This window comes from Granulicella sp. L46, from assembly GCF_009765785.1.
GTDB lineage: Bacteria > Acidobacteriota > Terriglobia > Terriglobales > Acidobacteriaceae > Granulicella.
On record NZ_LMUT01000012.1, the window covers coordinates 1,181,239 to 1,206,551 of the forward strand.

Sequence of the window (25,313 nt, forward strand, 5' to 3'; positions counted from 1 at the left end):
ATGCTTCTACGTTCAGACCCAGGGCCAGAGGCTCGACATCCACGGTCCACCGTCTGATGACTCGATTCTGCTGCAGCCGCCTCAAGCGGTCATGCACCGATGACGGAGCGAGATGCACCATCTTGGCAAGCTCCTCCAGTCTCCTCGAAGCGTCTTCCTGTAAAGACTCCAGTAGCAAAATGTCCTTGCGATCCAGATCCACGGCGCCTCCATTCCGAAATATTTTCGGCTAACAAACATACAACCGAAAATAACATGGATCGAGGGTTCATACACCATATCCAATGCGAATGGAGGTGTTATGAACGCTCTTATCATCGTCGACGCACAGAACGAATTTTCGCCGGAAGGAATGCGTCCGGTTCCAAACCATCGAGAAGCGCTATCCGCGATATTGGCGCAGGTAGAATCCGCGCGCAAGCAGAACTGGCCCATTGCCTGGGTTCGCCATCACAACAAGCCGCATGAATCCAAAGCATTCATTCCAGGCGAGTGGGGTTCAGAATTGTCGCCAGGCTCCGGCCCGGACTTCAGCCTGGAAAGCGAACAGCTATTTGAGAAGGATGTCTATGGAGCCTTCACCACGACAGACCTGGAGGTATGGCTCCGTGAGAAGGGGGTGGACACAGTTTTGATCGCCGGTTTCTATACCCATATGTGCCTGTCGACATCCGTTAGGGAGGCCCTCGTCAGAGGGTTCAACGTTCTGGTCGACTCACGTGCGACTGGAGCATGCGACCTGGCTCACAATACGCTGGGAAGACAATCTGCAGATGAGGTCCGCCGCACCGCGCTTCTTCAACTTGCTGCTATGGGTGCCAAGATATTCGATGGGAGCTGACGGCATTGTTAAGTTTCGCTTAAACGAGCGTCACGAGTGGCTTAGTTCCTCACCATTGGAGTATCTACTCGATAGGTTTGGAGTGATTGGAGACCCGCCGGTAGCGGACCTTGCGAAGCCGAAAACGTGATCCAGGACATGGAACACATCTTCTTTCTGGATGAGATCAACCAGCGTGCAAGAGGAGAAACGACCGAATGCATATCCCATTTTATTTTGTCGATGTTTTCGCGGAACGGCCGCTGACCGGCAACCCACTCGCGGTAGTTCCTCACGCCGAAATACTCGACGATGTGATGATGCAAAGAATTGCCGGGGAACTCAATCAAGCGGAGACAACGTTTATCGTGACTCCGAGAGATAAAGCCGCCCATTGGCGTCTACGATCCTTCACGGCTCCCGGACATGAAATTTTCGGCGCAGGGCACAACTCGCTCGGAGCATGGTGGTGGATGGCTGAATCGCAGCAGCTGACACTCACCGATGGGGCCAATTTCTTCACTCAAGAAATTGGGGACAGTTTACTGCCCGTAGAGGTCCGCTGTGAAGGACAGCAGCTGGCGTCTGTTGTATTGACGCAGTCACCGCCTCAGTTTCGTAACGTCTGTGAGGATGTACCGGGGTTGGCAGATGCCTTAGGGCTGGAAATAGATGATCTTTCAAGTTCTTTACCCGCGCAAGTCGTTTCGACTGGCGCCGGACACCTCTTGGTGCCTGTCCGTAATCGGGCAGCCGTTGCCCGTGCTCACCCCGATGCTCGGCGGCTGGCGAAGATTCTCAATGCAGTAAATGGGGAAGGTTGTTACCTGTACTGCCTGGATACGGTATCGCCGGCATCGTCGGCTCATGCCAGGTTTTTCAATCCGACCAGGGGGATTGTGGAAGACTCAGCCACGGGACTGCTGCCGGCCCACTGGCTTGCCAGTTAGTCACTCACGGGATCGTCAAAGACGGGTCCACCATCAAAATTGAACAGGGATATGAGATGAAGCGCCCCAGCCTGCTAAGCGTGGAGGTTCACGGGAAGACGGTGCGGCTGGCTGGTCGCGGCGTCAAAGTAATTGAGGGAATGTTGCGGATCAAATGACAGGTCGCACGCACCGCCGCGTTGTCGCTTACCGATGAAGTAGCGGCGGCAAACGCGAACGGTGGGAGCCTTTTGAGCTCAAGGAAGTTTGACGGACGGGGTGTGAGTCAGTCAAAAGCAGCGCGTTTCACAGGATCAACGTTCCCGGGCCGGCTCCGACGCTTGGGTGATGAGCTCACATATGGGCGTCATCATCGGTCGTTAGCAAATCCCTCTTATTCCTGACAGTTGAACTGCTATCAAGAGATTTCAGGCATTAGGGGCTAACATGCTAGAGACGGAATTTGGAACATCAATGCTCTCTCGAGGCGGAACGAACATGATGTCGGCGATGCGAGGCCCCTCCGCATGATGTGCGAACCTACGATTCTGGCCCGGGATAGTCGCAACTGAGGAATTGGATCGATGAACGGAACTCCGGATGAAGGCATAGATTTACCTCCTACTCTGAATTCAGAGCGAATGCCGAGGAGCATGCGTGCTGTGTTGGGCTGCCTGACAGCATGTATCGCGGTCGGGATCACCCACACCGTTACCCCGTTGCGAGCATTTTCTCTTCTTCTTGCATTTCCTACCGTGATCCTGACCGCATGGTTTTTTGGCATGTGGGGCGGCGCTTTTTGCGCCATCACTGAGACCGTCTTGGTGAATTATTTTCTCACCAAGTCCCAATTGAGGTTTTCCCTGGGAAATGCCCCCCAGGCGGTACGACTCGGCGTCTTTCTACTTCTTTCCATTATGCTGTGCTGGATTATCCGCCAGTCAGCGCAGAAGAGAGCCAATCAGTACATCGAGACGTCACAACGGCGGCTAATCATCGCCAAGGCCGAACGGGAGCTGGCGGAAGCACGCGCAGCGATTAGCGAAGCATTACGCAATAACGCCAAGCATCTTGGGGAGCTTGCGGCGATCGTCGACTCCTCCGACGATGTGATTTTGAGCAAGGATCTGAACGGAACCATAACTAGTTGGAATGCTGCGGCCACTCGCGTCTTCGGTTATTCCGCGGAGGAAATGGTCGGCACGTCGATCCTCAGGATCATTCCTGAGCACCTTCATTCCGACGAGCAGGCAATCATTGAAAATATTCGGAACGGACGCCGGATGGACCATTTTGAGACCATGCGTCTTACAAAGGACGGCACGATTCTGGATGTATCGCTCACGATTTCGCCGATTAGGGACGATCAGGGAAAAATCATCGGAGCCTCCAAGATCCTCCGAGATATTTCCAATCGCAAGAGAATGGAACAATCTCTCTTGCAAGCTGAAAAAATCGCCGCGACGGGTCGAATGGCGGCCACGATTGCGCATGAAATCAACAACCCCCTGGAAGCAGTAATCAATCTCCTTTATCTTCTTCGGCCAATGATTACCGACCCGGACGGCATCAACTATCTTAGCTCCGCTGAAAACGAATTAGGTCGAGTCTCGCATATTGCGAAACAAACGCTTGGCTACTATCGCGAACACGCGGCCGCTGTCAGCGCGTCCCTCGCGGAGATTGTTTCGCAGGCGGTGACAATTTATGAACCGCGGTGTCGAGCGGTCGGGGTTGAGATCAAGATGTCTCTCAATTCAACACAGAAAGTTGTAATGCGTCGTGGGGAGATGATGCAAGTCATCTCTAACCTGATCACAAACTCGATTTATGCGATGCCCGTCGGAGGCGTTTTATCCATTTCTGTGGACCCTGAAACGAGCCCGGCAAATGGAGTTGTGTTTACGATCCGGGACACCGGTGTCGGGATCGGAGCCGATGATCTCCCTAAAGTCTTCGACGCATTTTTCACTACTCGCCGTTCTGTAGGTACAGGCATTGGTTTGTACATTGCGAAGCAGTTTATTGAAGGCCATGGCGGACAAATTGAACTTGAGAGCAATGATGCTGTAGACAATCATGGCACTACCGTCCGTGTTTTTCTCCCTATTACGACCGGGCACCAGGACTCTACTACGGCCACGAGGCTTTTTTGATCTCGCTCTGACAGGCATAGAATCTTTGAAGAGGTGTGGAAATGCTCTACAAAAAGATCACCGTTGAACTTGTCGTGCATGCTGATGAAGCTGAGGCAGTCGTGAAACGATTGAACGGTGCACTCGATCACGTCGAACAGAACCACACCATTTTCGGTGGTGATATCGAGGCAGTTTCCTTCACTTATAGGGGCAAACAGGGGAAATCGGCGCTCGCTCATACGCTGGCTGCAGGAGGGACCGTCGCTAATGCTTTCAGGAATACCCGCAAGCACTTAGGCAATGCTGTTCGCGCCGTCATTTGAGGCACCCGGTTTTAGCCAATTTGATGGCTGAGCAGCAATCAGTAGAGTCTCGTCGTCCGCCTGATCACGCTCCTCTGGTTAATTGAAACTAGACGGCATTTGCGCGCAACCCATGGGAGAGAGTTAGTTCATGAAAGTTCAAGAAAACCCGCAGGCTTTCCTCTGTCTGGTTTTATTGCAAATGTTGCCAATTGACGCCTGCGGAGTGCCGCGAAGCCCCGGTAGAAAACATTTCTATATATAAAGATGTCCGCTACGGAACGCGCAGGGCCGGGACCGCCTCGATGATTGTTGGCTAATCCTCGTCACCGACGGTTTATTGTCACCGCTTCTGGCGGCATTCATTGCCAGAGGTCGGACGGTAATGGACGCGTAGGCCAGGCGTGCACCACTCTCGAAAGTTCGCTCACTCCCAGCATGACCGGCCGGGCAATCTTGGGCCTCAGCATTCTGTAGGCGAGGGACCTGTGCTCAATCCACAGTCGAATGCCCGCCGCGCCGTTCTGGCCGCCCACTACCCAATTGCTCGCTTCGAGTACACCAAGCATGAGATCGCGCACTGATCAAACTCCTTGCGGAAAGAGTCTTATCTCTTCTACATAGCATGTGTATTTATAGGCTCATCCGAGCCTTCAGCCTCCCCGCACTTCTGATGGTTCGATTGCACGGAGCTACCTTTGAATCGAGAAGCAGTGAAGTCGCATAGGGCGGCAACGAACATGATCAGAACACCAATGCAAAGCACCGGAGCGAGCAGCGCGGTAATGCATGTTCTTCCTACGGAAGGGAACATTGCTGGGCTTGAAGACGTTGCAGAGGCGCCGTAAGTTGCAGCCAGTAGCTACTGCTTAGGAAGCGGCTTGATGATCTTCTGAGTAGTGGACATGAACCAAGCGCCAATTCCCCGACTCTTTGCGGTAAACCTGGGTTTCGACACCGTGAGTGGTAATGGCTGACCCATCTTTGCGCATTGTCGCATGAAAAACCCAGTGAAATTCGGACCATGCTGTATCACCGCTCGCATGGATTACCACTCTGTTTATTTCAAGATCACGGACCGAAAACATGCCGCCCATTACATTTTGGAAGACATTCTGCTCGATCGCTTCGTAGCCGTGCTCCTCGCCCAGCGGATAGATAAACGAAACCTCAGACGAATGAGACCAGATTTGCGAGATCAGTTTCGTGTCGACCGTATCGACAGCTTTTGTGTACAGGTTGATGAGCCTATGAACGGTCTCAACATCGGATACGGGGCCCGTGTCGGTCTGGGCAACGGCGCAAACGGAAGTGAAGCCAAGAATTGCGACGAACAGAATGCGGGACACGATCAGGTATTCCATGCCAGCCATGCTCTCAGCCTTTCCGCCGAGGTGCAAGACTTAATTGGCTTTGCAGTGAAAACTCAGCGAAAAGTCATTCGATGTTCCTCTGCTTCAGCCTTTCGCAGAGCCGTTAGGACTTTGTCCATCACCTTTTGATGTTCCGGAAGACTAGCTTTTGCGCTAGGGGACCAAGCCTTCTCAAGAACTCCCTTCTGATATTGAAGAGTCGCGCACCTCCGCTCGAGATGAGAGATGCGATTTCTAATAATTTGCAGGCGTGTCATGGAAGCGATGGTACACCGTCCCAAATGCGGAATTAAATAGGACCCGTTCGACCTTCCATGCCTCGGCATTCAGAAGGTTTTACCGATGAACGCGGCGGATTTTAGGCACTTCATGAAACGGCGGTTGGGTTCGCGGATGTGGCTTGGCTTCGATGTCATCTGCACCTCGATTGCGATGGTCAGTGTGTCAGATGACCGATCCCGAGAACCGGAATCGGCTGTGAAAACGGACTCTTCATGTGAAACCGCAGTCAGATCCCAATGGCCCGGGTAATACGGAATTCGACCGGTTGATACGCCGTCCGCCAGATTCTGGCTGTCTAAAAGGCGGACGTACTCAGGAGAGATTCGGAAGAGAAGAAAGTTCAAACGCGAAAAAACAAGGGTTGAGCCATTTTGTATCAGGACGGGTATCCCGCCCTTAGCCAACGCAATTCCTATAGCAGAACATCAAACTGGCCCTATGCACGATGTTGCCCTCACGGCGTTCTGCATCTCCATCACACTCCTGTTCCTTGGGGTCATATTGCGACGCAAACATGGCAAATGACAGACTTGGTTAGCCTTGCGACAACACACGGGTTCGACTAAACGCTTTTGCTGTTGCGCAACGTCTTTTCTACGAAAGGCATCTCAGCTTTTGATCGATTGAACGCTCTGCCGATTCTTGTTGGCAAGCGCCTTTCGGATCGCTGAATTAGACCAGGCGCGGGCTTTTCGCCGAACGGCAGCGTGGTTATTCAGTGCGTGCGAGGTGATTTATGTCCGTATTCTCCCCATCCTTACGAGTTGCAGTGGTGAGCTGCGCTTTCCTTGTGTTTGCTGGCGCCCCAGTCGCGCTACAAGCACAAGATCAGAGCGCGACGCCTGCCTCTACTGCTCCAGACAATTCGGCCCAGAACAAGGGGCAGCAGACGACCGCCGACCAGCAGAAATCAAACACTTCCGATATGGATATCACGAAGAAAATCCGCCAATCGATTATTGCGGACAAGTCCTTATCAGCGTACGGCCACAACGTGAAGATCATCACGCAGAGCGGCATGGTGACACTGAAGGGGCCAGTGCAATCTGACAGCGAGAAGCAGACAATTGCTTCCCTGGCAGTCGATGTGGTCGGGCAAGACAAAGTCAGCAATCAGCTCACTGTGAAGCAGTAAGCGTCACCCCGAACGAAACGTCACCAGGCTCGCTAACCCAGGCATTTCAGGAGAATTCCCATGGCAGGTAAAAACACAGCAGCATTCGCAATATTCGCAAACCGTGCAGCAGCGGAAAAAGCAGTCGACCAGTTGAACGCCGCTGGCTTTTCGCACCAGGATGTATCGGTACTGATGTCGGATAAGGAAGGTTCGAAGGATTTCGCAACAGAGAAGAACACCAAGGCACCCGAGGGAACGGCGATGGGGGTTGGTGTCGGTGGTGTTTTAGGCGGTACGCTTGGACTGCTGGCTGGGATTGGCGCATTGGCGATTCCGGGCGTTGGTCCGCTCATCGCGGCAGGTCCGATCATGGGCGCGCTGGCGGGTCTCGGCGTTGGCGGAGCCGTGGGCGGTCTGGTTGGAGCGCTGGTTGGGATGGGTATCCCGGAGTACGAGGCAAAGCGCTATGAGGGTCGCGTGAAGGATGGCGGCATCCTGGTGTCGGTGCACTGCGACTCGTCGGACGAAGTGTCGCGGGCGAAGGATGTGTTGAAGCAGGCGGGCGGCGAGGATATTGCGTCGTCTGGTGAAAAGAGCGTCAGCAGCCATCACGTGGATAACGATCGCACCGTCGACCGTGATCGCAACTTCGAGAACGAGCGTGTTGCGAACACTGACCGCGAATTTGTGAGCAGAGATCGCCCGCTCAGTGATGACGTTCGCACACGCGAGGTTGGAGACACTGCGTACGAGGATGATCTCGTGACACGTGGAAATACCACTGAGCGGTAGTAGTTTCGCTGAACTGCGACACTGATTCTCGGTTGGCAGGATAGGCCTGTGCGGGCGTTGCTTGCACAGGCCTTCCAAGCCGCATAGTCGTAGATACTCGTCGGCTTGATACCATACTGCGCAGCGAGCTTGATTGCCTTGTCGCATCGCCGCTAACCAAAGAAACCGGCTTCGCATACTTGGACTTACCAAACGCCGGAAGGATCTGGTCGATGGACAATCTGCCAAGCCCCACGATCGCGAACCCATTCCGCTCATCACCCGCAAGGAAAGGCCCCGGCGCTTTTTCATCCTGCTCCGACGGTCCATGGACCTGCGAGAGCTGCACTGCATCTTGCGCGTTCGGGAGGGCAGGGTTCGACTGAGCCAGACTCGTCGTGGCGAGCGTCGTGGCTGCGGCGGCGGAGCGAAGAAAGAAACAGCGGGAAATAGAGCTGTCAGTCATACACCCTCAGATGCGTCCGCACGAAATTCGTGTCGTCGCGATATCGGTCGATACCTTGGCAGTCCAAACGGACTCGCTACGATTGTTTGACCTTACGAAGCGCACGCCCCAGTGCTTCGAGATCGCGCTCTGCGTGCGACTGCCGCACGTACAAATCGAGTTCCTGATACCGCCTAGCAACCCCCTCGTCCATCGCCAGGGGATGTGGCCCATACGCCCTCGCGAGCCTGCGGATCACATCTGTGCAGCCCTCCTCGACGACATGACGCAGGTGCAGCGCCCGTATCTGCGCTGCTTCGCAATCGTCCCATGCAGCATCAATTTCGTCGCCCGCCGTGCGCAAGGCTGCCTGCATCGACCACACAGTCGCGCTCATCGCCCCAAGATGCGCCAGTGTATGAGGATCGTGGCGAGCTTGCTCCAACGCCCATTGCAAAAGCCCAGCCGCCCCGCCCGCCCAGCAGGCAGCCGGTCCGCAGGCGCCATGCCAGAACCCGCGCCGCCGAAGATAAAATCCAGTCTCGCCGATGACGTCTGAATCCTCCACCGCCGCCGCGTCGAAGGTTGCCAGCGAAGTCTTTGTCTCCGCGAAGGCAGTCGTCCTCCATGCACTATCGTCAAAACGTATCCCGCGATCGCGTCCCCGCAAATCGACATCTATCAGCCGCGGCTCGGGTTCCTTCACCGTGACCAGCGCACGATCCACAATCCCTGCGCCACTGCAAAACGGCTTCCTCCCGGAGAGGAACACCCCTCCCCTCCGCAACACTTTGTCAGGAGCCTCTGCAGCCCACACGCCGTAGAGCGCGCCCGGTTCGACTTCGCGTCCCGCCTCGGCAAGAATCGCGACTGCATCCCAATGCGCCTCGATCAGGCGAGCGAGCGAGAGGTCCTCGCACCCCACCTCAAATAGACGCCGATGTCTCTCCACGGTCTGCCCACTGCCCGGTAACGGCACAGGCTCCGCGATTGCCTCACGAACTCGAGAGATCAGCGCGTCACGCGTCAAGGGTCACCTCGTTATGCGCAGCCAGCGCGCCGGCAAAGCCCATCGGGGCGCGTCCAACGCGTCTTCCGCTGGTCACCACTCGCAGATGGCTCGGCGAAAGCGTGCGAGCACCACTCGCCCGCAGTCGCGCCCAAAGATCATGATCTTCCGCGGTGCGCAGGTCTGCCCATCCGCCGGCGCGCAGATACGCATCTGCGCGCACGCCCAAGTTCGCGCCGTGCACATGTGGATGGGTGCCGTCGGGATGAAGCAGATACGTCGACCGGAACCGCTGCGGAACGTGAGCCTCATGCTCCTCAAACGAGTCCACATCAATGGTGCCGGCGACAGCCTCCACCCCTGAATCCGCGATCTTCAATTGATCCGCTAACCAGGACCGCGGTACCCAACAGTCTGCATCCGTGTTCGCCAGCCACAACGTGGAAGCACCCAGTGTGCGTTGTCTCAGTGCCTCTTTAGCTGCCATCGCACGTGCAACCCCGACGATGCCTGCCTCGCTACGAATCACGGCACCGACACTGCCAAGCATCGTTCGCGCAATCTCAAAGCTGCCATCCATCGAGCGATCCACGGCAACGATGACATCACAAGTTGCTCTCCCCGCCAGCGCCGAACGGGCCTCCAACACCGATTGCAGGCATCGCGGCAGCAACTCTTCTTCGTCTCTTGCGGGAATCAAAACGCTAATGTGCCAAGAATTTTTCATAGCCGCTTCCACCGATCCAGCCGGAATCCCTCGTGACGCTCCGAGTAATCCAGCCGCAATCCTTCCAGACCACCAAGAACTTCGTGCACGCGATCTCCGCTCAGTACATGGTCTTTGGATGTGCCCAACCAATGTGCAGCCAACAGCGTTCCAAACGATGGAATACGATTCACCAGGGACCTGCCCAACTCCTGCAGGCGAGCTTCGTCGAAATAATACCCAATCTCGGAAAACACGATGAGGTCGAATGCACCGTCTGGCATCTGAAGCGGCAATCCGCCCACCTGCAGGTCTATGTTGGGAAGTCCGGAGCAACGACGTTTTGCGTGATCAATCGCGGTGGCTGAGATGTCCATGGCATCCACATGTCCACAAAGCGCTGCCAGACGCCACGTCAACTCACCAACCGAACATCCGGGCTCGAACGCCCGCTCGTACCGCCGTTCACCCAACGCCGCAATGATGGCGTCATAACGGGATCGCTCATAGTCGCTCCGTGCAAAATTCCACGGATCTGCCCGCATGCGATACTTCTGCTCGAAAAATTCCGCACTGCTAGTCGAAGCGCTCACAGGGCAAATAACTCGTAAGACATTCGCGCAGGCCACAGCAAATTTTCCGGGAGGATCTCTGGTTCCGGCTCGTGTCTGAGTTGCGATGCGTGATACGCCAGCGCCTCGCCCTTCGCTCGCAACGTCTCTTCGCTAAGCGGAAACCTGCACAGGTCTAATCCATCCACTGTCGCGACCGTCCCTCGGTGCCACGTCCAGAAGAAGTAGGAAATCAGTGTCGCTCCAACAGCGCGCGATACCAACACGGCCGCTCGCGCGCACGCCTCATGGTCGGGATGAAAGTCTCCCGCCCATGGCGCAAACACCTGCGTCTCTGCGCGAATCAGCGTACCTAGACGAGCGACCAACTCCTCCTCGTGAGCTGCCACATCGCTATCCGTCAGTCCCAACCGCACAATCTTTTGCTCAGCGACTCCCAGCCGCGCTAGCGCGCGCGTCTGCTCCTTCTTCCGAATCTCGGCCAGGCCTTCGTTCTCGATATAGGCATGCTCGCCATCCGTAACCGCGACAACGGTTACTTCCGCGTCCATCGCCCGCAACGTTGCGATCAACCCTCCGACGGCCAGCGTTTCATCATCCGGATGTGGCACAACCACAATCGTCGGCTTGCCTTCTGGCACCCATAAAGGTGTGCCGTCTAGCCGGTTTGCCCACTCTTTTTCGCTGACCAAGGGAACGACCATACCGAGATGTCAGATGCAGGATTTGTCATGAGAGCATGCCTTTCGCTCTGCCGTAAATTCGGTTCGTCCGATTCATGACATAAATGGCACTGGTCGCGCGAAGCAACTCTTTGATGACCGGTTGCTGTCCATATACCCAGAGATCAGGATTGCACGGTGTCCTGTTGCACGCTCCATCCCACTGCAAGAGAGATACCCATATGAATTCTAAAAAACGGATTTCGCGTCGCGAGCTCGTCTCCAATCTAGGTGCGGGCATGGCTGGCGCTGCCCTCACCGCCGCGGTTCCCGCCGCTTCGGCGCAATCGCCGCGCAACTCGACGGCCGCACCCTTCGTCGATCCCACCACGAAATATCCTAGGCCTCCCTATCCCGGCCAGTCCCAGCCATGGCCGGGCCTCGCCAGCAAGATGGATCCCCGTCCCGATCATGGCGAGACAAGCTATAAGGGCTCTGGTCGTTTAATGGGTCGAAAGGCGCTCATCACCGGTGGAGATTCCGGCATGGGCCGCGCGGCGGCCATCGCCTATGCGCGCGAAGGTGCGGATGTGGTCATCAGCTACTACCCCACCGAAGAGCCCGACGCTCGTGAGGTGATCCAACTTATCCAGGCCACCGGTCGGAAGGGCATCCCTATTCCAGGCGACCTCCGCGAAGAGCAATACTGCAAAAATCTGGTCGAGAAAGCGGCTGCAGCACTTGGCGGCCTCGACATCGTCGTTTCGAACGCCGGCCGCCAGCAGCAATGTGAGGACATCCTGCAACTTACAACCGAAGCCTTTGACGCGACGATGAAGACCAACATCTATGCGCCGTTCTGGATCATCAAAGCCGCGCTTCCACACCTGCAACCCGGATCGTGCATTATCGCAACCACTTCTGAGCAAGCGTACGATCCAGCAAAAAACTTATACGACTACGCTCAGACCAAGGCCGCAACCATGAACTATGTGAAGTCTCTTGGCAAGCAGTTCGGTCCCAAAGGGATCCGCGTTAACGGAGTCGCGCCAGGCCCTATCTGGACACCTCTTCAGGTCTCCGGAGGTGCCACCCAGAACCACCTGATTCACTTTGGCCAGGAGTATCCATTGGGTCGCGCCGGGCAACCTGCAGAACTCGCCAGCATCTACGTGCAACTTGCGGCGAACGATGCCAGCTACACCACAGGCAACATATACGGCGCTGGCGGGGGAATGGGCCAGCCGTAACTCCACCTGCTTGGGCGCGAATACAAACCGAGAGAAAGGACTGGGGATAAACAGAGAGGGCGGCTCATTGAGTCGCCCTTTTCGTTTCTCCGGGACAATCGGTCGGATTTAGGCCTTCGCCGTCTTCTTCGATTTGTGGCCGTTCCCGTTGGCGGCTTTTGAGTGGCCGTTAGAAGCGGTACCGTTGCCTTTGGCGCCAGGTTTGTTCGTGCTGGGGTGGGTCTGGCTAAGGGCTTCTGCGAAGGGTGAGGTGACCGCTTTCTTTCCTGCGTCCTGACGCCCGCGATCTTCCTGACCTTCGGTGCCCTCGATATCGTTGACGGAGAGGCCGGGGCCTTCATTCATCTGTGACTCAACTGGATGGAGGCCAAAGGAGGTCTGCCAGGGGCCGCGCGAGTCGGTGTCGCCCTCGTCGCCATCGCCGGTGGACGCGTTGAAGTATTCGTCGACAATGCCCGGAGTGGGCTTGAGGAAACCAATGGAGAAGGCGGGTTTTTCCATGCTTTCAAGGGCAGCGGTGAATGCCTTGAGATGGGTGATCTCGCGGGTCATGAGGAACTGGAGGGTGTCGATGGTGCCGGGATCGTCGGTGTGGTCGATGAGGCGTTCGTAGACTATTTTGGCGCGGGCTTCGGCGGCGATGTTGCTTCGTAAGTCAACGTCCAGCTCGCCAGTGATCTTGAGGTAGTCGGCGGTCCAGGCATCGCCCACGGAGTTGTAGAGGCTGACACCACCACCGCCGGCGATGGTGACGAGGGGATCGGCTTCGGCTGCCTCGCGGTTGGTCTTGAGGTCTTTAAGGTGCATGCGGATCAGTGCGCCGACGACCTCAAGATGGCTAAGCTCTTCGGTGCCGATGTCGAGGAGAAGATCACGGCGAGCTAGGTCGTCGACGCAGTTCCAACCCTGGATGGTGTATTGCATGGCGGCGGCAAGTTCGCCGTTGGCTCCGCCGAATTGTTCGAGAAGGAGGTTGCCGAATTTAACATCGGGGGTGCCGATGTTGACGGTATACATGAGTTTTTTGATGTGGTGATACATAGATGCCCTCCGTTAGTTTGAGCGTGCGCTGGCTAGGTACATCGCAATGAAGCAAGTCCCATGCCTGCTGCCCGCGTTGGATGCAGGTATTCCGGAAGAGGTATAGACGCATGCGAAATCTGCTAAACCAATTCAACAAAACGTAGATCTTCAGCCAACGAATGGCGCACTGCCGGCCTCTTATCGCAAGCCCATAGATTTCTCCGGAGGCGGCAGTGACCGCCGCTCGGTTACACCGAATTCCAGCACAGACTTTCGATCGCTTTATACACTGCAGCTGCGCTACCTGCTTTCAACAACAATCAGATCTTGAAGGGTCTAGATAGCATTACCCAGTACGATGAGGGGCGATAGACGTGATGCAGCGGAACATTTCGGATCGGAAGGAGACGCAGAACAACGAGCCACAGAATGGCCTTCAACAATTCTTGAAGGATCTCGGACCCGGGATCATCACGGGCGCTGCAGACGACGACCCATCCGGGATCTCCACCTACTCTGTTGCGGGCGCGTCGTTTGGATATGCAACGCTCTGGACCGCGCTTCTTTCGTTTCCACTAATGGCCGCTGTACAGTTCATGTGCGCCAAGCTCGGTATGGTCACCGGCTGCGGTTTGGCCAGCGTTATTCGGACGCGCTATCCACGCTGGGTTCTATGGTTAGCTTGTTCTCTCGTCATCGTTGCGAACATTTTTAATATCGGCGCAGATCTTGGCGGGATGGCAGATGCAACGCAGATGATTACGGGCATCTCCGCTTTCTACTGGACACCGTTGTTCGCGGCAGTGATTGTTGCGCTTCTTTTCTGGACTTCATATCGGCTCATGGCGCGCATCTTCAAATGGCTGACGCTCGTGCTATTCGCATACATCATCACCGCGTTTCTGGCGCATCCGGATTGGCGTGCCGTATTCCACTCGACGTTCGTCCCGCACATCGAATGGAGTAAAGCTTACATTTCCGTGCTGGTCGCCATCCTCGGCACCACCATCTCGCCTTACTTATTCTTTTGGCAGGCCGCCCAAGAGGTGGAAGAAGACCGCGATCACGGGAAGGCGACCGTTGCCCAACGCAAGGGCTCTACCAACGCAGAAATTCGCGCAGCGCAGCGAGACGTAGTCACCGGAATGTTGTTGTCGAACGTAGTCATGTACTTTTTGATTCTCACGACGGGGGCGACCCTGAACGCGCACGGCCATAAGGATATAGAAACGGCGAAGCAGGCGGCCGAAGCCCTTCGGCCTCTCGCAGGTGCGGGTGCTTATTGGCTTTTCACTCTGGGCATGATCGGCACTGGAATGCTTGCGGTGCCGGTCCTTGCCGGCTCCTGCGCATACGCGATCGCTGAAGGCGCGCGGTGGAAGGCAGCTTCGTTGAATCTGAAGCCGCGGCTTGCTGTCAAATTTTATGGAGTCATCGCCATCTCGATTGCAGTCGGCGTTGGGCTAGATTTCGGCCACCTAAACGCGGTGAAAATGCTATTTTGGTCGGCGATTCTGAATGGACTTTTGGCGCCTCCGCTCGTCGTCATCGTCGTAATGCTGACGAGTGATAGGAAAGTCATGGGTAACCGCACGAACTCACGCAGCATGAAATGGCTCGGCTGGATATGCGCCGTCATCATGAGCGCCGCGGCGATCGGACTTGTCGTTTCCTCCTTCTGACCGCTAGTTATGAGCCAGATGCATAACGTCTGCAATGTTCGGGATGAGCACGCGTTTTCGGGGCGGATGACGGCGGCGCTCAGCTCGCGGTCAGCTATCGGTGGGTCGTCTGATTGCGCTTGGTCTCGATGACACGAGAGGGGAAAGGAAGGGACCTGTTTTGCTGTTCTTTGCTTGTGCGATAAAAGCAGGCGGCCCTGCGGCGACAATCCGTCCTCCATCGTCCCCCGCGCCCGGTCCAATGTCTATGACCCAGTCACTCGAGGCGATGATCTGCATGTCATGCTCGACGACCACGACGGTGTTGCCCGCAGTGACCAGATTTTGAAGTTGGCGCTGCAGACGTTCAACATCCGAGGGGTGGAGGCCCGTGGTCGGCTCGTCCAACACATAGAGCGAATCGCCGTGCTGGACTCGTTGCAACTCGGTCGCAAGCTTCACGCGCTGGGCTTCCCCTCCCGAGAGCTCCGTCGCGGGTTGGCCCAGACGCAAATAGCCAAGGCCCACTTCTTGCAGCACGCCGAGAACGCGGGATAGTTGAGCGTCGCCAGCGAAGAAGTCAACAGCGCCATCGACCGTGAGATTGAGCACATCTGCAATCGTCTTCTCGCGATAGCGGATTTCCAGCGTTTTTGCATTGAACCGCGCGCCATGACAGGTAGGGCACGGGCTGTAGACACTGGGCAGGAACAGAAGTTCCACACATACGAAGCCCTCTCCCGCGCAGGTTTGACAGCGGCCTTTTGCGACGTTGAAGGAAAAGCGACCCGCATCATATCTCCGAGACTTTGCGAGCTTTGTGGCTGCGAATAGTTTACGGACATGGTCGAACAGGCCTGTGTAAGTGGCCATATTTGAACGTGGGGTTCGTCCGATCGGTTTCTGATCAACAATAACCAGACGCCGGATGTACTCTATTCCTCCCTCAATCCTTCCGGTGAGTGAAACAACTGTCCGTTCCAGATCGCCGATGTCTTCATCTTCCCTTTTGACGTCTTGTCCAAGGGCTTCCGCCACAAGCTCGACAAGCACCTGGCTAACGAGCGTTGATTTTCCCGAGCCAGAAACACCCGTTACAGAAGTGAAGACGCCGATTGGGAACTCAACAGTAAGCGACCTCAAATTGTTACGTGTGATGTGGCCCAGCTTGAGCCACGCCCTGGCGTGGCGGGGCATGGGAACTGACACCTTCTCAGTTGGGAACAAATAGCGGCGTGTTTGCGATGCCTCGACGGCTTTAAGACCCGCCGGCGGACCAGAGTAAAGAATGTCTCCTCCGTTTACGCCCGCTCCTGGACCAACATCGACGATCCAATCGGCGCGGCGTATGACATCAAGCTCATGCTCGACGACGAACAATGAGTTGCCTGAACGCTTGAGCGCCTCAAGTGCATGGAGCAAAGCTTCGGTATCAGCGGGATGAAGACCGGCGGACGGCTCGTCTAGAACATAGACCACGCCGAACAGATTGGAATGTAGTTGAGTTGCCAGGCGAAGACGCTGCAGTTCACCCGGCGAGAGCGTCGGAGTACTACGCTCAAGCGAGAGGTATCCGAGACCGAGGTTGAGCATGACAGCGAGCCGCGCAACGATGTCGCCGGCGATACGTTTCGTGACTTCTCTTTTCTCCGGATGTTGGTCATGGGCATTCCCTCCCGACGCGAGGAATGGAGCGAACAAGGCATTTAGCTGTTTCAGCGAAAGAGTGGAAATATCTGCGATATCGTAACCCGCAAACATAACAGAAAGTGATTCGGGGCGAAGACGTTTCCCATGGCAAACGACGCACTCCGTGGAAAGCATGTATTGCGCAACTCGCTTCTTCATTCGGGCACTATGGGTGTCGGCAAACGTACTAAGCACATGGCGTTTTGCGCTGGTGAAAGTGCCCATATAGCTGGGCTCCAGCTTGCGCTTCAGCGCGTCACGCGTCTCGGCAGGTGTGAAGCCGGCGTATACCGGGACTTGCGGTTGATCGTCACTGAACAAGATCCAATTCCGGTCTTTCCTTGATAGACTCCGCCATGGCAGGTCGACATTGAATCCGAGAGAAACGAGAATATCTCTTTGGTTTTGTCCGCCCCAGGCCATGGGCCACGCAGCAATTGCCCGCTCACGAATGGTGAGTGACGGGTTGGGCACCATGGATTTCTCAGTAACTTCGTAAATGCGACCAAGTCCGTGGCATTTCGTGCAGGCTCCCTCCACCGTGTTCGGCGAGAAGGACTCCGCATAAAGCAACGGCTGTTTTTGTGGGTAATCCCCTGCGCGGGAATAAAGCATGCGAATCAGGTTCGACAGGGTCGTGACAGAACCAACCGACGACCTCGTCGTCGGCGCACCTCGCTGTTGCTGCAGCGCTACTGCGGGTGGCAAGCCATCGATTGAATCCACGGCGGGCACAGAAAGTTGATGGAACAGCCGACGTGCGTAAGGAGAAACGGACTCAAGATATCGGCGCTGCGCCTCTGCATATAACGTGCCGAACGCTAATGAGGATTTCCCAGACCCCGATACCCCGGTAAATACAACAAGCGAATCTCGCGGAATATCCACGTCGATGTTGCGAAGGTTATGTTCCCGTGCCCCGCGCACGCGGACGATGCCATCGTTCTTTGGAGTAGGTTTCAAGCACCCGCCTTAAGCGGGTAGGATGCCCTTGCCGTTTCTGGGGTTTGTCGCGGAAAATGCAGCGACCTCCTTGCAACGCAACCTCGGCCCACTCCAATTCATGGCACCACCGGCATGACCCACGATTATCGGAGGCCTTCCCGCACCAACGCACTGTTCTCAAACCGCTCCAACAGCTCTGCCACACTGTCATAGACCTCGACACACCCTGCGTCGATCAGCTCCGTACGCGACCACCCGCCCGTAGACACCCCGATCGTGCGTAGTCCCGCCAAGCCCGCTGCCTCCGCGTCATAAGGCGTGTCCCCCAATGCCATGCACTTTTCCGCCGGAAGCTTCAGCCGCTCGAGCGCAGCTACAAAAATATCCGGGTGTGGCTTGGATCGGTCCGCATCATTCGCCGACGTCTCCTTCTCCACCAGCTCCTCCATCCCCACGATCCTCTTGTAAATCTGCAGCTCGTCTTTGTCCGCCGAGCTAGCTAGCGCCACCCGAATCCCCGCTTCCTTCGCCCGAACCAGCAATTCTCTCGCGGCCGGCAACGCCTTCACCTTCGACAAATAATCCTGCTGAAAAATGAACTTCCGATAGTTCTTCAGTGGTCCTTCCACCTGTCTCCGCTTCCACCACGATACATACACCGGAATTAGTTCATCACCACCCTTCCCGATCTGACGTCGGACGTCTTCCCTGTTTAACTCAATGCCTATGGCAGCAAATGCGCCTTGCCACGCCTCGGCATGTAGCCAATTACTCTCCACCAGCGTTCCGTCTATGTCGGACAAAAGAGCTTCGATCATCGGGTCTCCCGTTCGATTAGATGCCGACTTCAGCCCGCAACGCATCAGAGTGGCTGCGATGGATCTTCCAGCCTCTCCGATCAGTTCACTATCACGTGGGTCCATTGCTTTAGCCAGCCACCCCCCATCGGTTGGTCCATCCAGCAGAGCGATGCTCTGCTTTAAACCTCCAAGCGGTACCAATGGACCAGCCCCGAGCATTGCGGGTCTCCGACGCATGAGGCTGGCATCGAGCTTGTCCATAGCTCTCCAGACCGTTTCCCTCTTCGCGTCCAGTTTGCCAGACAGGGCCGGTTGCCTGATCGTCTTCGACATCAGGCCCGCATTCATAGGTTCCGGTCTCTAGCAGCTGAATTCGTCCCGCCAGCGCCATTCCTAACCGTCCGGTCGGGGCATCACTTCAACGGCGTTGTTCTTCTCTTCGACCGGGCGATCCTCCGTTGAGTGGAAGGAATCATTTCGAACACGAAGGACTGAGAGAATAGATGTGCATCATATGACAAGGAGGTCTCTTGGAAATCCGCACTGATCCCTATAATCTTCAACGTTTCATCGATGCCCAGGAATCGACCTTCGAGGCTGCGCGCGCTGAGCTCCTAGCTGGGCGGAAGCGTTCTCATTGGATGTGGTTCATCTTCCCCCAAATCAAAGGTCTTGGGTCAAGCCCGACAGCCCAGCGGTTTGCCATTTCCAATCTTCAAGAGGGAGCCGCCTACCTGGAACATCCCATACTCGGTCGTCGGCTTGAGGATTGCACGGCTCTCGTCAACGCCGTCCAGAGGCAGTCCGTTGAGGCGATCTTTGGGTATCCGGACGATCTGAAATTTCATTCCTCTGCCACTTTGTTCGCGGAGGTGGTCGAACGGTTTGGGTTTCAAACACCCGTCTTCAGGGAGGCGTTGGCGAAGCACTTCGGGGGCCGACCCGATGAGAACACGCTCAGGGAAATGAGTTCATCATAAAACTTCGGGAACGGCCAAATACTTATACTTCGCATAGCGGCCTTCGCGCTGCTAGAGAGCGAGCGACGAGAGCACTCGCGACAGCCGATACAAGCTACGAAGCGCCCGCCGCTCGCGGAGGGCGCTCGTCCGGCGGGACCTGCGTTAACTCTCTCACTCTTCGCTCCAATGCCTGCGCGTCCACTGGCGCTCTCACCTTCGCATCGTTATCGAAGTAAACATACACATCGCGTGGACGACCATCTCCAACCGGAACCCCGGCATACCGTCCCTCGGCCGCTTTTCCGTTCGCAAAAGCCACTACACGCTTCGCCCAAACCTCAATCGCATCCGGCTCATACCCACTGGAGTAGAGTTGTTCCGATCCATGCAGTCGCAGGTATACGAAGTCCGAGGTCACATCCATCAGCAACGGCCACTCCACCGTATCCGCGACGACCAACCCAATATCATGCTGCCGCAGCAGCTCGACAAACGACGGCTGCACAAACGAATGATGCCGAACCTCAATCGCATGCCGCAGCTGCGGATCTTCACCCTTCTTGAGCACCGGCTTCAGAAACGCCCGCGTCAGCATTCGCTCGTCGCATCGTTTCGCCAACTTCACCGCAGAGCACACCGTGCGCGGCAACAGCCTGAAGAAACTCTCATACCGTGCCACATCATATAGGCCCTCATTGAACTTCATCATTGGCGGTAGCTGCCAAAGAAATGGCCCCAGCTTCGCCCCCAGCGCCAGCAAACCCGATGCGAAGAAGTTTGCCAGTGCCGTCTCCACGTCGACCAGCTTTTTCATGTGCGTGATGAACCGTCCGCCCTTCAACGCGAAGACGAAGTCCTCCGGCGTCTCGCTCGACCACTGCTCAAACGACCTCGGCCGCTGCAGCGAGTAGAACGTTCCATTGATCTCCACCGACGAGAATACGTTCGCGGCGAACTCCAACTCACGCCTCTGCGCCAGGCCCTGGGGATAGAACCGTCCACGCCAAGCGGCATATCGCCACCCAGAAATGCCAACGCGAATTCTACCCGGCTGAGGTGCCTCATTCATACCCGCTTAGGATGCTTTATCCTGCCGAAGGGCCCTCCATCCTGGAAGTATTTACTCTCGCGACGTTTGCGCGGCCTGTTTGTACGGATCGTCACCATAAAAAGGCCCATTCGGCACAAACAAGGTTGCGAAGGTCGTCTTGGTAAATCGATGACTACATCGCCACTGCAACTTTTTGACTCAGTTCTGCGGAATTGAGATATCGCTGCACAAAGCTTCACCGATGTCCGCAAGGCTCTCACCGCGGCCTGTAACGGCGGCGGGAAGTGGCTCCCTCATTGGGCGAAGCAACCCATTATGCCGCATCTCTTGCAGCTGATGGGTTTCAGATGTGACAACAAGCCGGGCCACTCAATGGGCTGTAACAGAAGCCTTTGAGTTGCTGATCGATGACAACCCTTGGGCGGAGCAGCGTGCTGGAGAGCGGAATTCAAAACCCGTGTTGACACCCAAGAAAACAAAGTTCCTTCGCGCCCAAGCTAGTCATCCGGAGAAGCATTGGTGGCCAGCATTAACCATCAGCCAGAACAGCCACCGCAGCCAAGCGCATTGGCAGAGGTTCGATGTCTGCACTGCATCACGCCTGACGAATCCGTTTGGTTTGATTTCGCATCTCACGATGTAAATCCCATCTACATGACTGGCTCTCGCCGACACCAATCAGACGCGAACATCAAGATCACGATGACTTAGGGATGCGGATGGAAACCAACGTGCCAATACGACGTTCCGCAGAGGCCCGCTGACCTCCTGGTTCAACTGTTGGGCGGAGAAGAGAGAATTGAAATCGGGTCCTTGGTTTCCGGCTGATAGGAAGCTGGAAGCTAGAGCTGTTGACCTCCTCGTTTGCGAGGTTCGATCCCGGTCCAAATCGTTCCCAGCTCTTGCCAACTCGTTGATTTGGTTAGGGAGTCGGGCGGGACCCAATTGCTGATTATTCGTCCCTGGGCCAGATTCCCGTCTGATTGTTCCCACGGGTCTTCTTATTGTTCCCAGATTTTCTATCTAAGTTGTTGATTGGATTGGTGGAGCTGGGCGGGTTCGAACCGCCGGCCTCCTCGTTGCGAAACGGCTTCGCAACGTACTTTCAATAAGTTAGCACATCTTTCAAAGGCACAAAAGGGCGCAAAACAACCCATTGAAATTCTTATTGTTCCTTTATTGTTCCCTCATTGTTCCCACGCTGGCACGCGAACTCAACGCGGCACGGACGGTACCTCAGCGTGCACAACGAGGATCGACGGAAGTCAAAAGCATGCTAAGGGAACCGAACTATCATGCCCGCCTTCGTAGGCCTGCGCCTCCACTTCCTTCCCCTTTCATCGGTCCAAATCGTTCTCGATCTGAGAAATGTGAGGGGTGACGGCCTGAGGGGCGACATCGTCGAAGTTGCCGAAAACGCGGGCGGTCTCGGCCGGTCGACTTCAGCGGCACCTGCTGCAACTCAGCGGCCCCCTTCGCATAGGGAGTCGCGTTCGGCAGGTCAAGCAGGTGCTTCACGACAAAGTTGCATTGAGCATCGCCGTGACAGCCTTACTGAAAGCCTTATTGCCGTTAAGCTGGATGTAATTTCGTTGGGCAAGCTCTATGGGATAGGGGTTTCTCACACCAAACGACACTGCGCCACGTGTGACGGACGAACGGGGTGACCCCGATACCAAGACCAATTCGCCTTCCACCAGAACGATACCAAACTGGCTCCTTCAAAACGGTGTTATCGGAAACCCTCCGGCCCGGATACATGGAAACCCGTAGTTTTCCGAAAACGCGACGTTGCAAGAACTACTAGTCATTGGTAAACCGGACAGCGTTAACGGGACAATCCGACACTTGAGAATTGACGAGTTAGCAGGTTTGCAGGATCGATGATTCAGCTTCGGGAAGGTCGACTAGCGGTCGCAACCGTCACATGAATACGTAGTCGCTTACCTGGTGTATGTGTTAACCCAGTTCGTCTCCCAAGTGTTGCCACCGTCAGCGGAGAACGCCTGCGCCGAGCGGACTTCCGTCGCGGAGACCGGCCAGATCATGAAGCGGACGAGAATGTTGCGCCCGTGAAAGAGCTCGCTGTCGTAGAATTCGCCGCGACCGTCGCTGAATCCGCCCACAGCAGGAACGCTGAGCACAGCCGAGTCACTGGTTGCGAAACTGATGTTCCACTGTTGTGCGCGCGGATCGTAGAGGCGTAGGGCGAGAAGTTCGAGGTGCCCAGAAGGACCATCTGCTTCGACAGTGGCAAGGTTGGCGCGACCATCCCAGATTTTATTGGTGACCGTGGTCCCCTTCATCTCTATCCATTCCGAGGAGCCGGATAGCGGATGCACGAGTCGCTGAATCTGCATCTTCCAAGTGCCAAAGTCGAAATCGAAGTCGTGCTGGCCATCTCTTTCATTGGCTCGCTGAGGGGCCTCCACTCCAGGAGGCTGCGTGCTGGCGCGGCCAGGTTGGGGTTCGCCCCAGGCTGCATCTCCGGTTCGAGTCTGATCACTAATCCAATTCACTTCCCAACTCTTGCCGCCATCCGGCGAGAAAGCCTGCTCGAAGTGCGGCGTGCCGGAGTTCATGCGCGACCAGTCAAAGCGGATTAGAGTCGTCTTTCCGTTGATCGTATCCGCGGTGTAGAAGTCTCCGTGCCCATCGCGGAAGTTTCCGATCTGAGGCGGATCGAGTCGGCCGACACGGCTGTTTGCCCAGTAAAGACGCCATTGGCGCGAGTCACGATCGTAGAGGCGTAAGGTGAGACCCTCGATGTGGCCCCCGCTCACGCTATCCAGCTCGATCGTGTCCAGCTGTGCTCGACCGTCCCACACTCGATAGCAAGCGCCGGGGCCATCCATGTCCGTCCAGCTCGGATTGCTGGTCAAGGGATGAAGCATGAAATGAAGGTGAAAGTTGAATTTCCCAAGAAGAGGTTCGAAGTCATGTGCACCGTCGTGGGGCACGGTCGGAGCGGGGACCACGCTCGGCGTCGTTTGTTGGGCCTGAGCGCCGCAGCACTCAGAAAGGAGAACCGAAAGCAAGAGAATGAAGCGCATCGTGTTCCTCAGGAACCGGTAAAGTTGCGCGTCGCAGGGTTTGGCGCGTCGCAGGTAATTGTGAGCCTTCCGCTGGTAGTCTAAAAGAGCCAGTTTTTATGCAACTTGCGATACCAATCTCGCGCAAAGGTGATCCGCTTTTTCGGCAGGTATACGGTGGTGTACGCCAGGCGATCCTCAGCGGAGCGCTCCGTCCCGGCGAACGTCTTCCCTCGACAAGAGATCTCGCTGAGCAGCTCGGCCTCTCGCGAACAGTGATCCTGCTCGCCTACGACCATCTACTCGCGGAGGGATTCGTTACCGGCCAAGCGGGTGCAGGCACCTTCGTCTCCGCCGGGATGTCACGCAACCTGGCTTCAGGCACCCGCGGCCTCGCGCGCATGCAGCTATCGCGCTTCGGAAAAGTTGTGAGCGAATCGATCGCGACGGTGAACACACCACTGCCCCGTCCCAAAACTCCGCGCTACAACTTCATCTACGGCCGTAGCGACCTGACCACGTTTCCCTTCGCTTTCTGGCGCCGGCTGCTTGCGCGGCAAGCGCGCGAGGGATCGACAAAGCAGTTCGACTACGGATCGGCCTTAGGCAATGCAGATCTGCGTGCGGCCATCTGCGCGCACCTGCGCCGTTCGCGTGCCGTGGTGTGCGGACCGGAACAGGTTCTCATCGTCAACGGATCGCAGCAGGCACTCGATCTGGTGATCCGCGTTCTGGTCGATCCAGGCGACCCGGTTGCGCTCGAAAACCCACACTACGACGGGATCCGTGGGGCATTGCGGGCAGCAGGAGCCCGCCTGCGAGGAGTTCCTGTAGATCGCGAAGGCCTCGATCCGGCGCGGCTGCCCGACGATGCTCGCCTCGTCTTCGTTACCCCCTCCCACCAGTTTCCAACCGGCGCCATCCTTTCGCTGGAGCGAAGACTGGCGCTGCTCGATTGGGCGCGACGCAAGAACGCCGTAATCGTCGAAGACGACTACGATGGCGAGTTCCACTATGAAGGCCGTCCTCTCGAATCGCTCCAGGGCCTGGACGGCGAAGGGCGGATCGTATACATCGGTACGTTCTCGCGCACGGTTTTCCCCTCCATGCGCATCGGCTACCTTATCGCGCCAAAGTCGCTGGTGCAGGCACTCACCGCGGCAAAATGGATGAGCGATCTGCACTCGGCATCGCTTGAGCAGCAAACCCTGGCGAACTTCATCGCGGGCGGCGTGTATGAGCGTCATCTACGGCGATTGAGGAAGAAGAACGCAGCGCGTCGATCAGCGCTGCTGGAATCTATCGCCAAATACCTCGGGGATCGAGTCGAGGTAACGGGCGATGGTGCAGGAGCGCAAGTGGTTCTGTGGCCGCGCAAAAAGGTGGTCGAGCAAGAAATCGTCGAAGCGGCGGCACTCAGAGGCGTCGGGATCTACGGGATGGCACACTGTTGGCTTGGCCGGCCGGCGCGTCCTGCCTTCATCCTCGGCTATGCACGGCTCAATGAGCAAGAGATTCGAGAAGGAATTCGGTTGTTAGCGTCGATCCTCTAGCCTATGCGATTTGTGAGCTCCCTGATAACGCGACAATTTCCGGGAATTCACATAGTGAACCACAGCATGTGTCGTTATCACTCTTCATTCGCCCACCGATTCTACAGACGTGCGGCGTTGACGGAGCCGTGAGCCCGAAGAGGCGCGAGCCGCAAATTTGGCTGGTCATCTCCCCGCAGGCCAAAGGGGGGCTTACGTATCTTCACCTCAGGATTTATGGT

The 25,313-nt window shown here is 56.4% G+C and carries 22 protein-coding genes and 1 pseudogene; 11 read left to right on the forward strand and 12 right to left on the reverse strand.

Annotated features, from left to right (window positions below):
• Positions 1–202: Lrp/AsnC family transcriptional regulator (locus GSQ80_RS23090; RefSeq protein WP_216850334.1), on the reverse strand; the 202-nt coding region annotated here is incomplete at its 3' end.
• 99 nt (positions 203–301) lie between these two features.
• On the opposite strand from GSQ80_RS23090, the gene GSQ80_RS14450 reads away from it, so the two are divergent.
• From GSQ80_RS14450 to GSQ80_RS14465, 4 genes and pseudogenes are all read left to right on the forward strand, one after another.
• A complete protein-coding gene (locus GSQ80_RS14450; protein WP_158788274.1) occupies positions 302–841 on the forward strand; it encodes a cysteine hydrolase family protein in 540 nt (179 codons plus the stop codon).
• A gap of 197 nt (positions 842–1,038) precedes the next feature.
• A pseudogene (locus GSQ80_RS14455) lies at positions 1,039–1,928 on the forward strand (PhzF family phenazine biosynthesis protein).
• Between the two features lie 474 nt (positions 1,929–2,402).
• Positions 2,403–3,905: a PAS domain-containing sensor histidine kinase gene (locus GSQ80_RS14460; RefSeq protein ID WP_254059650.1), complete on the forward strand. Its 1,503-nt coding sequence runs from the start codon at positions 2,403–2,405 to the stop codon at positions 3,903–3,905.
• Between the two features lie 41 nt (positions 3,906–3,946).
• On the forward strand, positions 3,947–4,210 hold the full coding sequence (locus GSQ80_RS14465) for a hypothetical protein (RefSeq protein WP_158788275.1): 264 nt from the start codon (positions 3,947–3,949) through the stop codon (positions 4,208–4,210).
• An 848-nt stretch (positions 4,211–5,058) separates the two neighbouring features.
• Here GSQ80_RS14465 and GSQ80_RS14470 read toward each other — a convergent pair.
• Positions 5,059–5,562 carry a DUF4440 domain-containing protein gene (locus GSQ80_RS14470; protein WP_158788276.1) on the reverse strand — a complete coding sequence of 168 codons (504 nt, stop codon included), beginning with the start codon at positions 5,560–5,562 and terminating at the stop codon, positions 5,059–5,061.
• A gap of 326 nt (positions 5,563–5,888) precedes the next feature.
• Complete coding sequence (locus GSQ80_RS14475) at positions 5,889–6,248, reverse strand: hypothetical protein (protein ID WP_158788277.1); 360 nt, start codon at positions 6,246–6,248, stop codon at positions 5,889–5,891.
• Positions 6,249–6,580: 332 nt separating this feature from the next.
• Between GSQ80_RS14475 and GSQ80_RS14480 the strand changes: the two genes are divergently transcribed.
• Both GSQ80_RS14480 and GSQ80_RS14485 read left to right on the forward strand, forming a co-directional pair.
• Positions 6,581–6,979, forward strand: a complete 399-nt coding sequence (locus GSQ80_RS14480; RefSeq protein WP_158788278.1) for a BON domain-containing protein — start codon at positions 6,581–6,583, stop codon at positions 6,977–6,979.
• A gap of 60 nt (positions 6,980–7,039) precedes the next feature.
• Positions 7,040–7,753 carry a general stress protein gene (locus tag GSQ80_RS14485; RefSeq protein ID WP_158788279.1) on the forward strand — a complete coding sequence of 238 codons (714 nt, stop codon included), beginning with the start codon at positions 7,040–7,042 and terminating at the stop codon, positions 7,751–7,753.
• Positions 7,754–8,274: 521 nt separating this feature from the next.
• Here the strand turns inward: GSQ80_RS14485 and GSQ80_RS14490 are convergent.
• The 4 genes from GSQ80_RS14490 to GSQ80_RS14505 are packed head-to-tail and all read right to left on the reverse strand — an operon-like array spanning position 8,275 to position 11,168.
• The gene (locus GSQ80_RS14490; RefSeq protein WP_158788280.1) at positions 8,275–9,207 is read right to left on the reverse strand and encodes a hypothetical protein; all 933 of its coding nucleotides are present in this window, start codon (positions 9,205–9,207) and stop codon (positions 8,275–8,277) included.
• Positions 9,197–9,913, reverse strand: coding sequence for a glycosyltransferase family 2 protein (locus tag GSQ80_RS14495; RefSeq protein WP_158788281.1), 717 nt, complete (start codon positions 9,911–9,913; stop codon positions 9,197–9,199). Before GSQ80_RS14495 ends, GSQ80_RS14490 begins: the two co-directional genes overlap by 11 nt.
• Positions 9,910–10,485, reverse strand: a complete 576-nt coding sequence (locus GSQ80_RS14500) for an SAM-dependent methyltransferase (RefSeq protein ID WP_158788282.1) — start codon at positions 10,483–10,485, stop codon at positions 9,910–9,912. Before GSQ80_RS14500 ends, GSQ80_RS14495 begins: the two co-directional genes overlap by 4 nt.
• Entirely contained in the window at positions 10,482–11,168 is a 687-nt protein-coding gene (locus GSQ80_RS14505; protein ID WP_158788283.1) for a PIG-L deacetylase family protein, read from the reverse strand. The genes GSQ80_RS14500 and GSQ80_RS14505 overlap by 4 nt, the downstream gene beginning before the upstream one ends.
• Before the next feature lie 200 nt (positions 11,169–11,368).
• On the opposite strand from GSQ80_RS14505, the gene GSQ80_RS14510 reads away from it, so the two are divergent.
• Positions 11,369–12,376 carry an SDR family oxidoreductase gene (locus tag GSQ80_RS14510; RefSeq protein ID WP_158788284.1) on the forward strand — a complete coding sequence of 336 codons (1,008 nt, stop codon included), beginning with the start codon at positions 11,369–11,371 and terminating at the stop codon, positions 12,374–12,376.
• Positions 12,377–12,484: 108 nt separating this feature from the next.
• On the opposite strand, the gene GSQ80_RS14515 is transcribed toward GSQ80_RS14510, so the two are convergent.
• Entirely contained in the window at positions 12,485–13,417 is a 933-nt protein-coding gene (locus GSQ80_RS14515) for a manganese catalase family protein (RefSeq protein ID WP_158788285.1), read from the reverse strand.
• Positions 13,418–13,776: 359 nt separating this feature from the next.
• Between GSQ80_RS14515 and GSQ80_RS14520 the strand changes: the two genes are divergently transcribed.
• Entirely contained in the window at positions 13,777–15,081 is a 1,305-nt protein-coding gene (locus tag GSQ80_RS14520) for an NRAMP family divalent metal transporter (protein ID WP_158788286.1), read from the forward strand.
• Between the two features lie 90 nt (positions 15,082–15,171).
• Here the strand turns inward: GSQ80_RS14520 and GSQ80_RS14525 are convergent, their stop codons facing one another.
• Both GSQ80_RS14525 and GSQ80_RS14530 read right to left on the reverse strand, forming a co-directional pair.
• Entirely contained in the window at positions 15,172–17,712 is a 2,541-nt protein-coding gene (locus GSQ80_RS14525) for an excinuclease ABC subunit UvrA (protein WP_158788287.1), read from the reverse strand.
• 125 nt (positions 17,713–17,837) lie between these two features.
• A complete protein-coding gene (locus GSQ80_RS14530; protein ID WP_158788288.1) occupies positions 17,838–18,512 on the reverse strand; it encodes an HAD family hydrolase in 675 nt (224 codons plus the stop codon).
• Between the two features lie 512 nt (positions 18,513–19,024).
• Here GSQ80_RS14530 and GSQ80_RS14535 point away from each other — a divergent pair.
• Positions 19,025–19,474, forward strand: coding sequence for a DUF1810 domain-containing protein (locus tag GSQ80_RS14535; protein ID WP_158788289.1), 450 nt, complete (start codon positions 19,025–19,027; stop codon positions 19,472–19,474).
• 94 nt (positions 19,475–19,568) lie between these two features.
• Here the strand turns inward: GSQ80_RS14535 and GSQ80_RS14540 are convergent, their stop codons facing one another.
• Positions 19,569–20,525 carry a DUF72 domain-containing protein gene (locus GSQ80_RS14540; protein WP_158788290.1) on the reverse strand — a complete coding sequence of 319 codons (957 nt, stop codon included), beginning with the start codon at positions 20,523–20,525 and terminating at the stop codon, positions 19,569–19,571.
• Positions 20,526–20,904: 379 nt separating this feature from the next.
• Between GSQ80_RS14540 and GSQ80_RS14545 the strand changes: the two genes are divergently transcribed.
• Complete coding sequence (locus GSQ80_RS14545) at positions 20,905–21,150, forward strand: hypothetical protein (protein WP_158788291.1); 246 nt, start codon at positions 20,905–20,907, stop codon at positions 21,148–21,150.
• 1,300 nt (positions 21,151–22,450) lie between these two features.
• On the opposite strand, the gene GSQ80_RS23420 is transcribed toward GSQ80_RS14545, so the two are convergent.
• Positions 22,451–23,560, reverse strand: coding sequence for a hypothetical protein (locus GSQ80_RS23420; protein ID WP_254059651.1), 1,110 nt, complete (start codon positions 23,558–23,560; stop codon positions 22,451–22,453).
• A 98-nt stretch (positions 23,561–23,658) separates the two neighbouring features.
• Here GSQ80_RS23420 and GSQ80_RS14555 point away from each other — a divergent pair, with 98 nt between their 5' ends.
• Entirely contained in the window at positions 23,659–25,092 is a 1,434-nt protein-coding gene (locus GSQ80_RS14555) for a PLP-dependent aminotransferase family protein (RefSeq protein ID WP_158788292.1), read from the forward strand.
• Positions 25,093–25,313: the final 221 nt, after the last annotated feature.

Excerpts from the sequence above, each read along its gene's own strand:
- GSQ80_RS14530 (WP_158788288.1), bottom strand. The coding sequence starts at position 18,512 with ATGATCGAAGCTCTTTTGTCCGACATAGACGGAACGCTGGTGGAGAGT.
- GSQ80_RS14555 (WP_158788292.1), top strand. The coding sequence starts at position 23,659 with ATGCAACTTGCGATACCAATCTCGCGCAAAGGTGATCCGCTTTTTCGG.
- GSQ80_RS14450 (WP_158788274.1), top strand. The coding sequence starts at position 302 with ATGAACGCTCTTATCATCGTCGACGCACAGAACGAATTTTCGCCGGAA.
- GSQ80_RS14465 (WP_158788275.1), top strand. The coding sequence starts at position 3,947 with ATGCTCTACAAAAAGATCACCGTTGAACTTGTCGTGCATGCTGATGAA.
- GSQ80_RS14505 (WP_158788283.1), bottom strand. The coding sequence starts at position 11,168 with ATGGTCGTTCCCTTGGTCAGCGAAAAAGAGTGGGCAAACCGGCTAGAC.
- GSQ80_RS14495 (WP_158788281.1), bottom strand. The coding sequence starts at position 9,913 with ATGAAAAATTCTTGGCACATTAGCGTTTTGATTCCCGCAAGAGACGAA.
- GSQ80_RS14515 (WP_158788285.1), bottom strand. The coding sequence starts at position 13,417 with ATGTATCACCACATCAAAAAACTCATGTATACCGTCAACATCGGCACC.
- GSQ80_RS14480 (WP_158788278.1), top strand. The coding sequence starts at position 6,581 with ATGTCCGTATTCTCCCCATCCTTACGAGTTGCAGTGGTGAGCTGCGCT.
- GSQ80_RS14510 (WP_158788284.1), top strand. The coding sequence starts at position 11,369 with ATGAATTCTAAAAAACGGATTTCGCGTCGCGAGCTCGTCTCCAATCTA.
- GSQ80_RS23420 (WP_254059651.1), bottom strand. The coding sequence starts at position 23,560 with ATGCGCTTCATTCTCTTGCTTTCGGTTCTCCTTTCTGAGTGCTGCGGC.
- GSQ80_RS14520 (WP_158788286.1), top strand. The coding sequence starts at position 13,777 with ATGCAGCGGAACATTTCGGATCGGAAGGAGACGCAGAACAACGAGCCA.
- GSQ80_RS14460 (WP_254059650.1), top strand. The coding sequence starts at position 2,403 with ATGCGTGCTGTGTTGGGCTGCCTGACAGCATGTATCGCGGTCGGGATC.
- GSQ80_RS14540 (WP_158788290.1), bottom strand. The coding sequence starts at position 20,525 with ATGAATGAGGCACCTCAGCCGGGTAGAATTCGCGTTGGCATTTCTGGG.
- GSQ80_RS14470 (WP_158788276.1), bottom strand. The coding sequence starts at position 5,562 with ATGGCTGGCATGGAATACCTGATCGTGTCCCGCATTCTGTTCGTCGCA.
- GSQ80_RS14485 (WP_158788279.1), top strand. The coding sequence starts at position 7,040 with ATGGCAGGTAAAAACACAGCAGCATTCGCAATATTCGCAAACCGTGCA.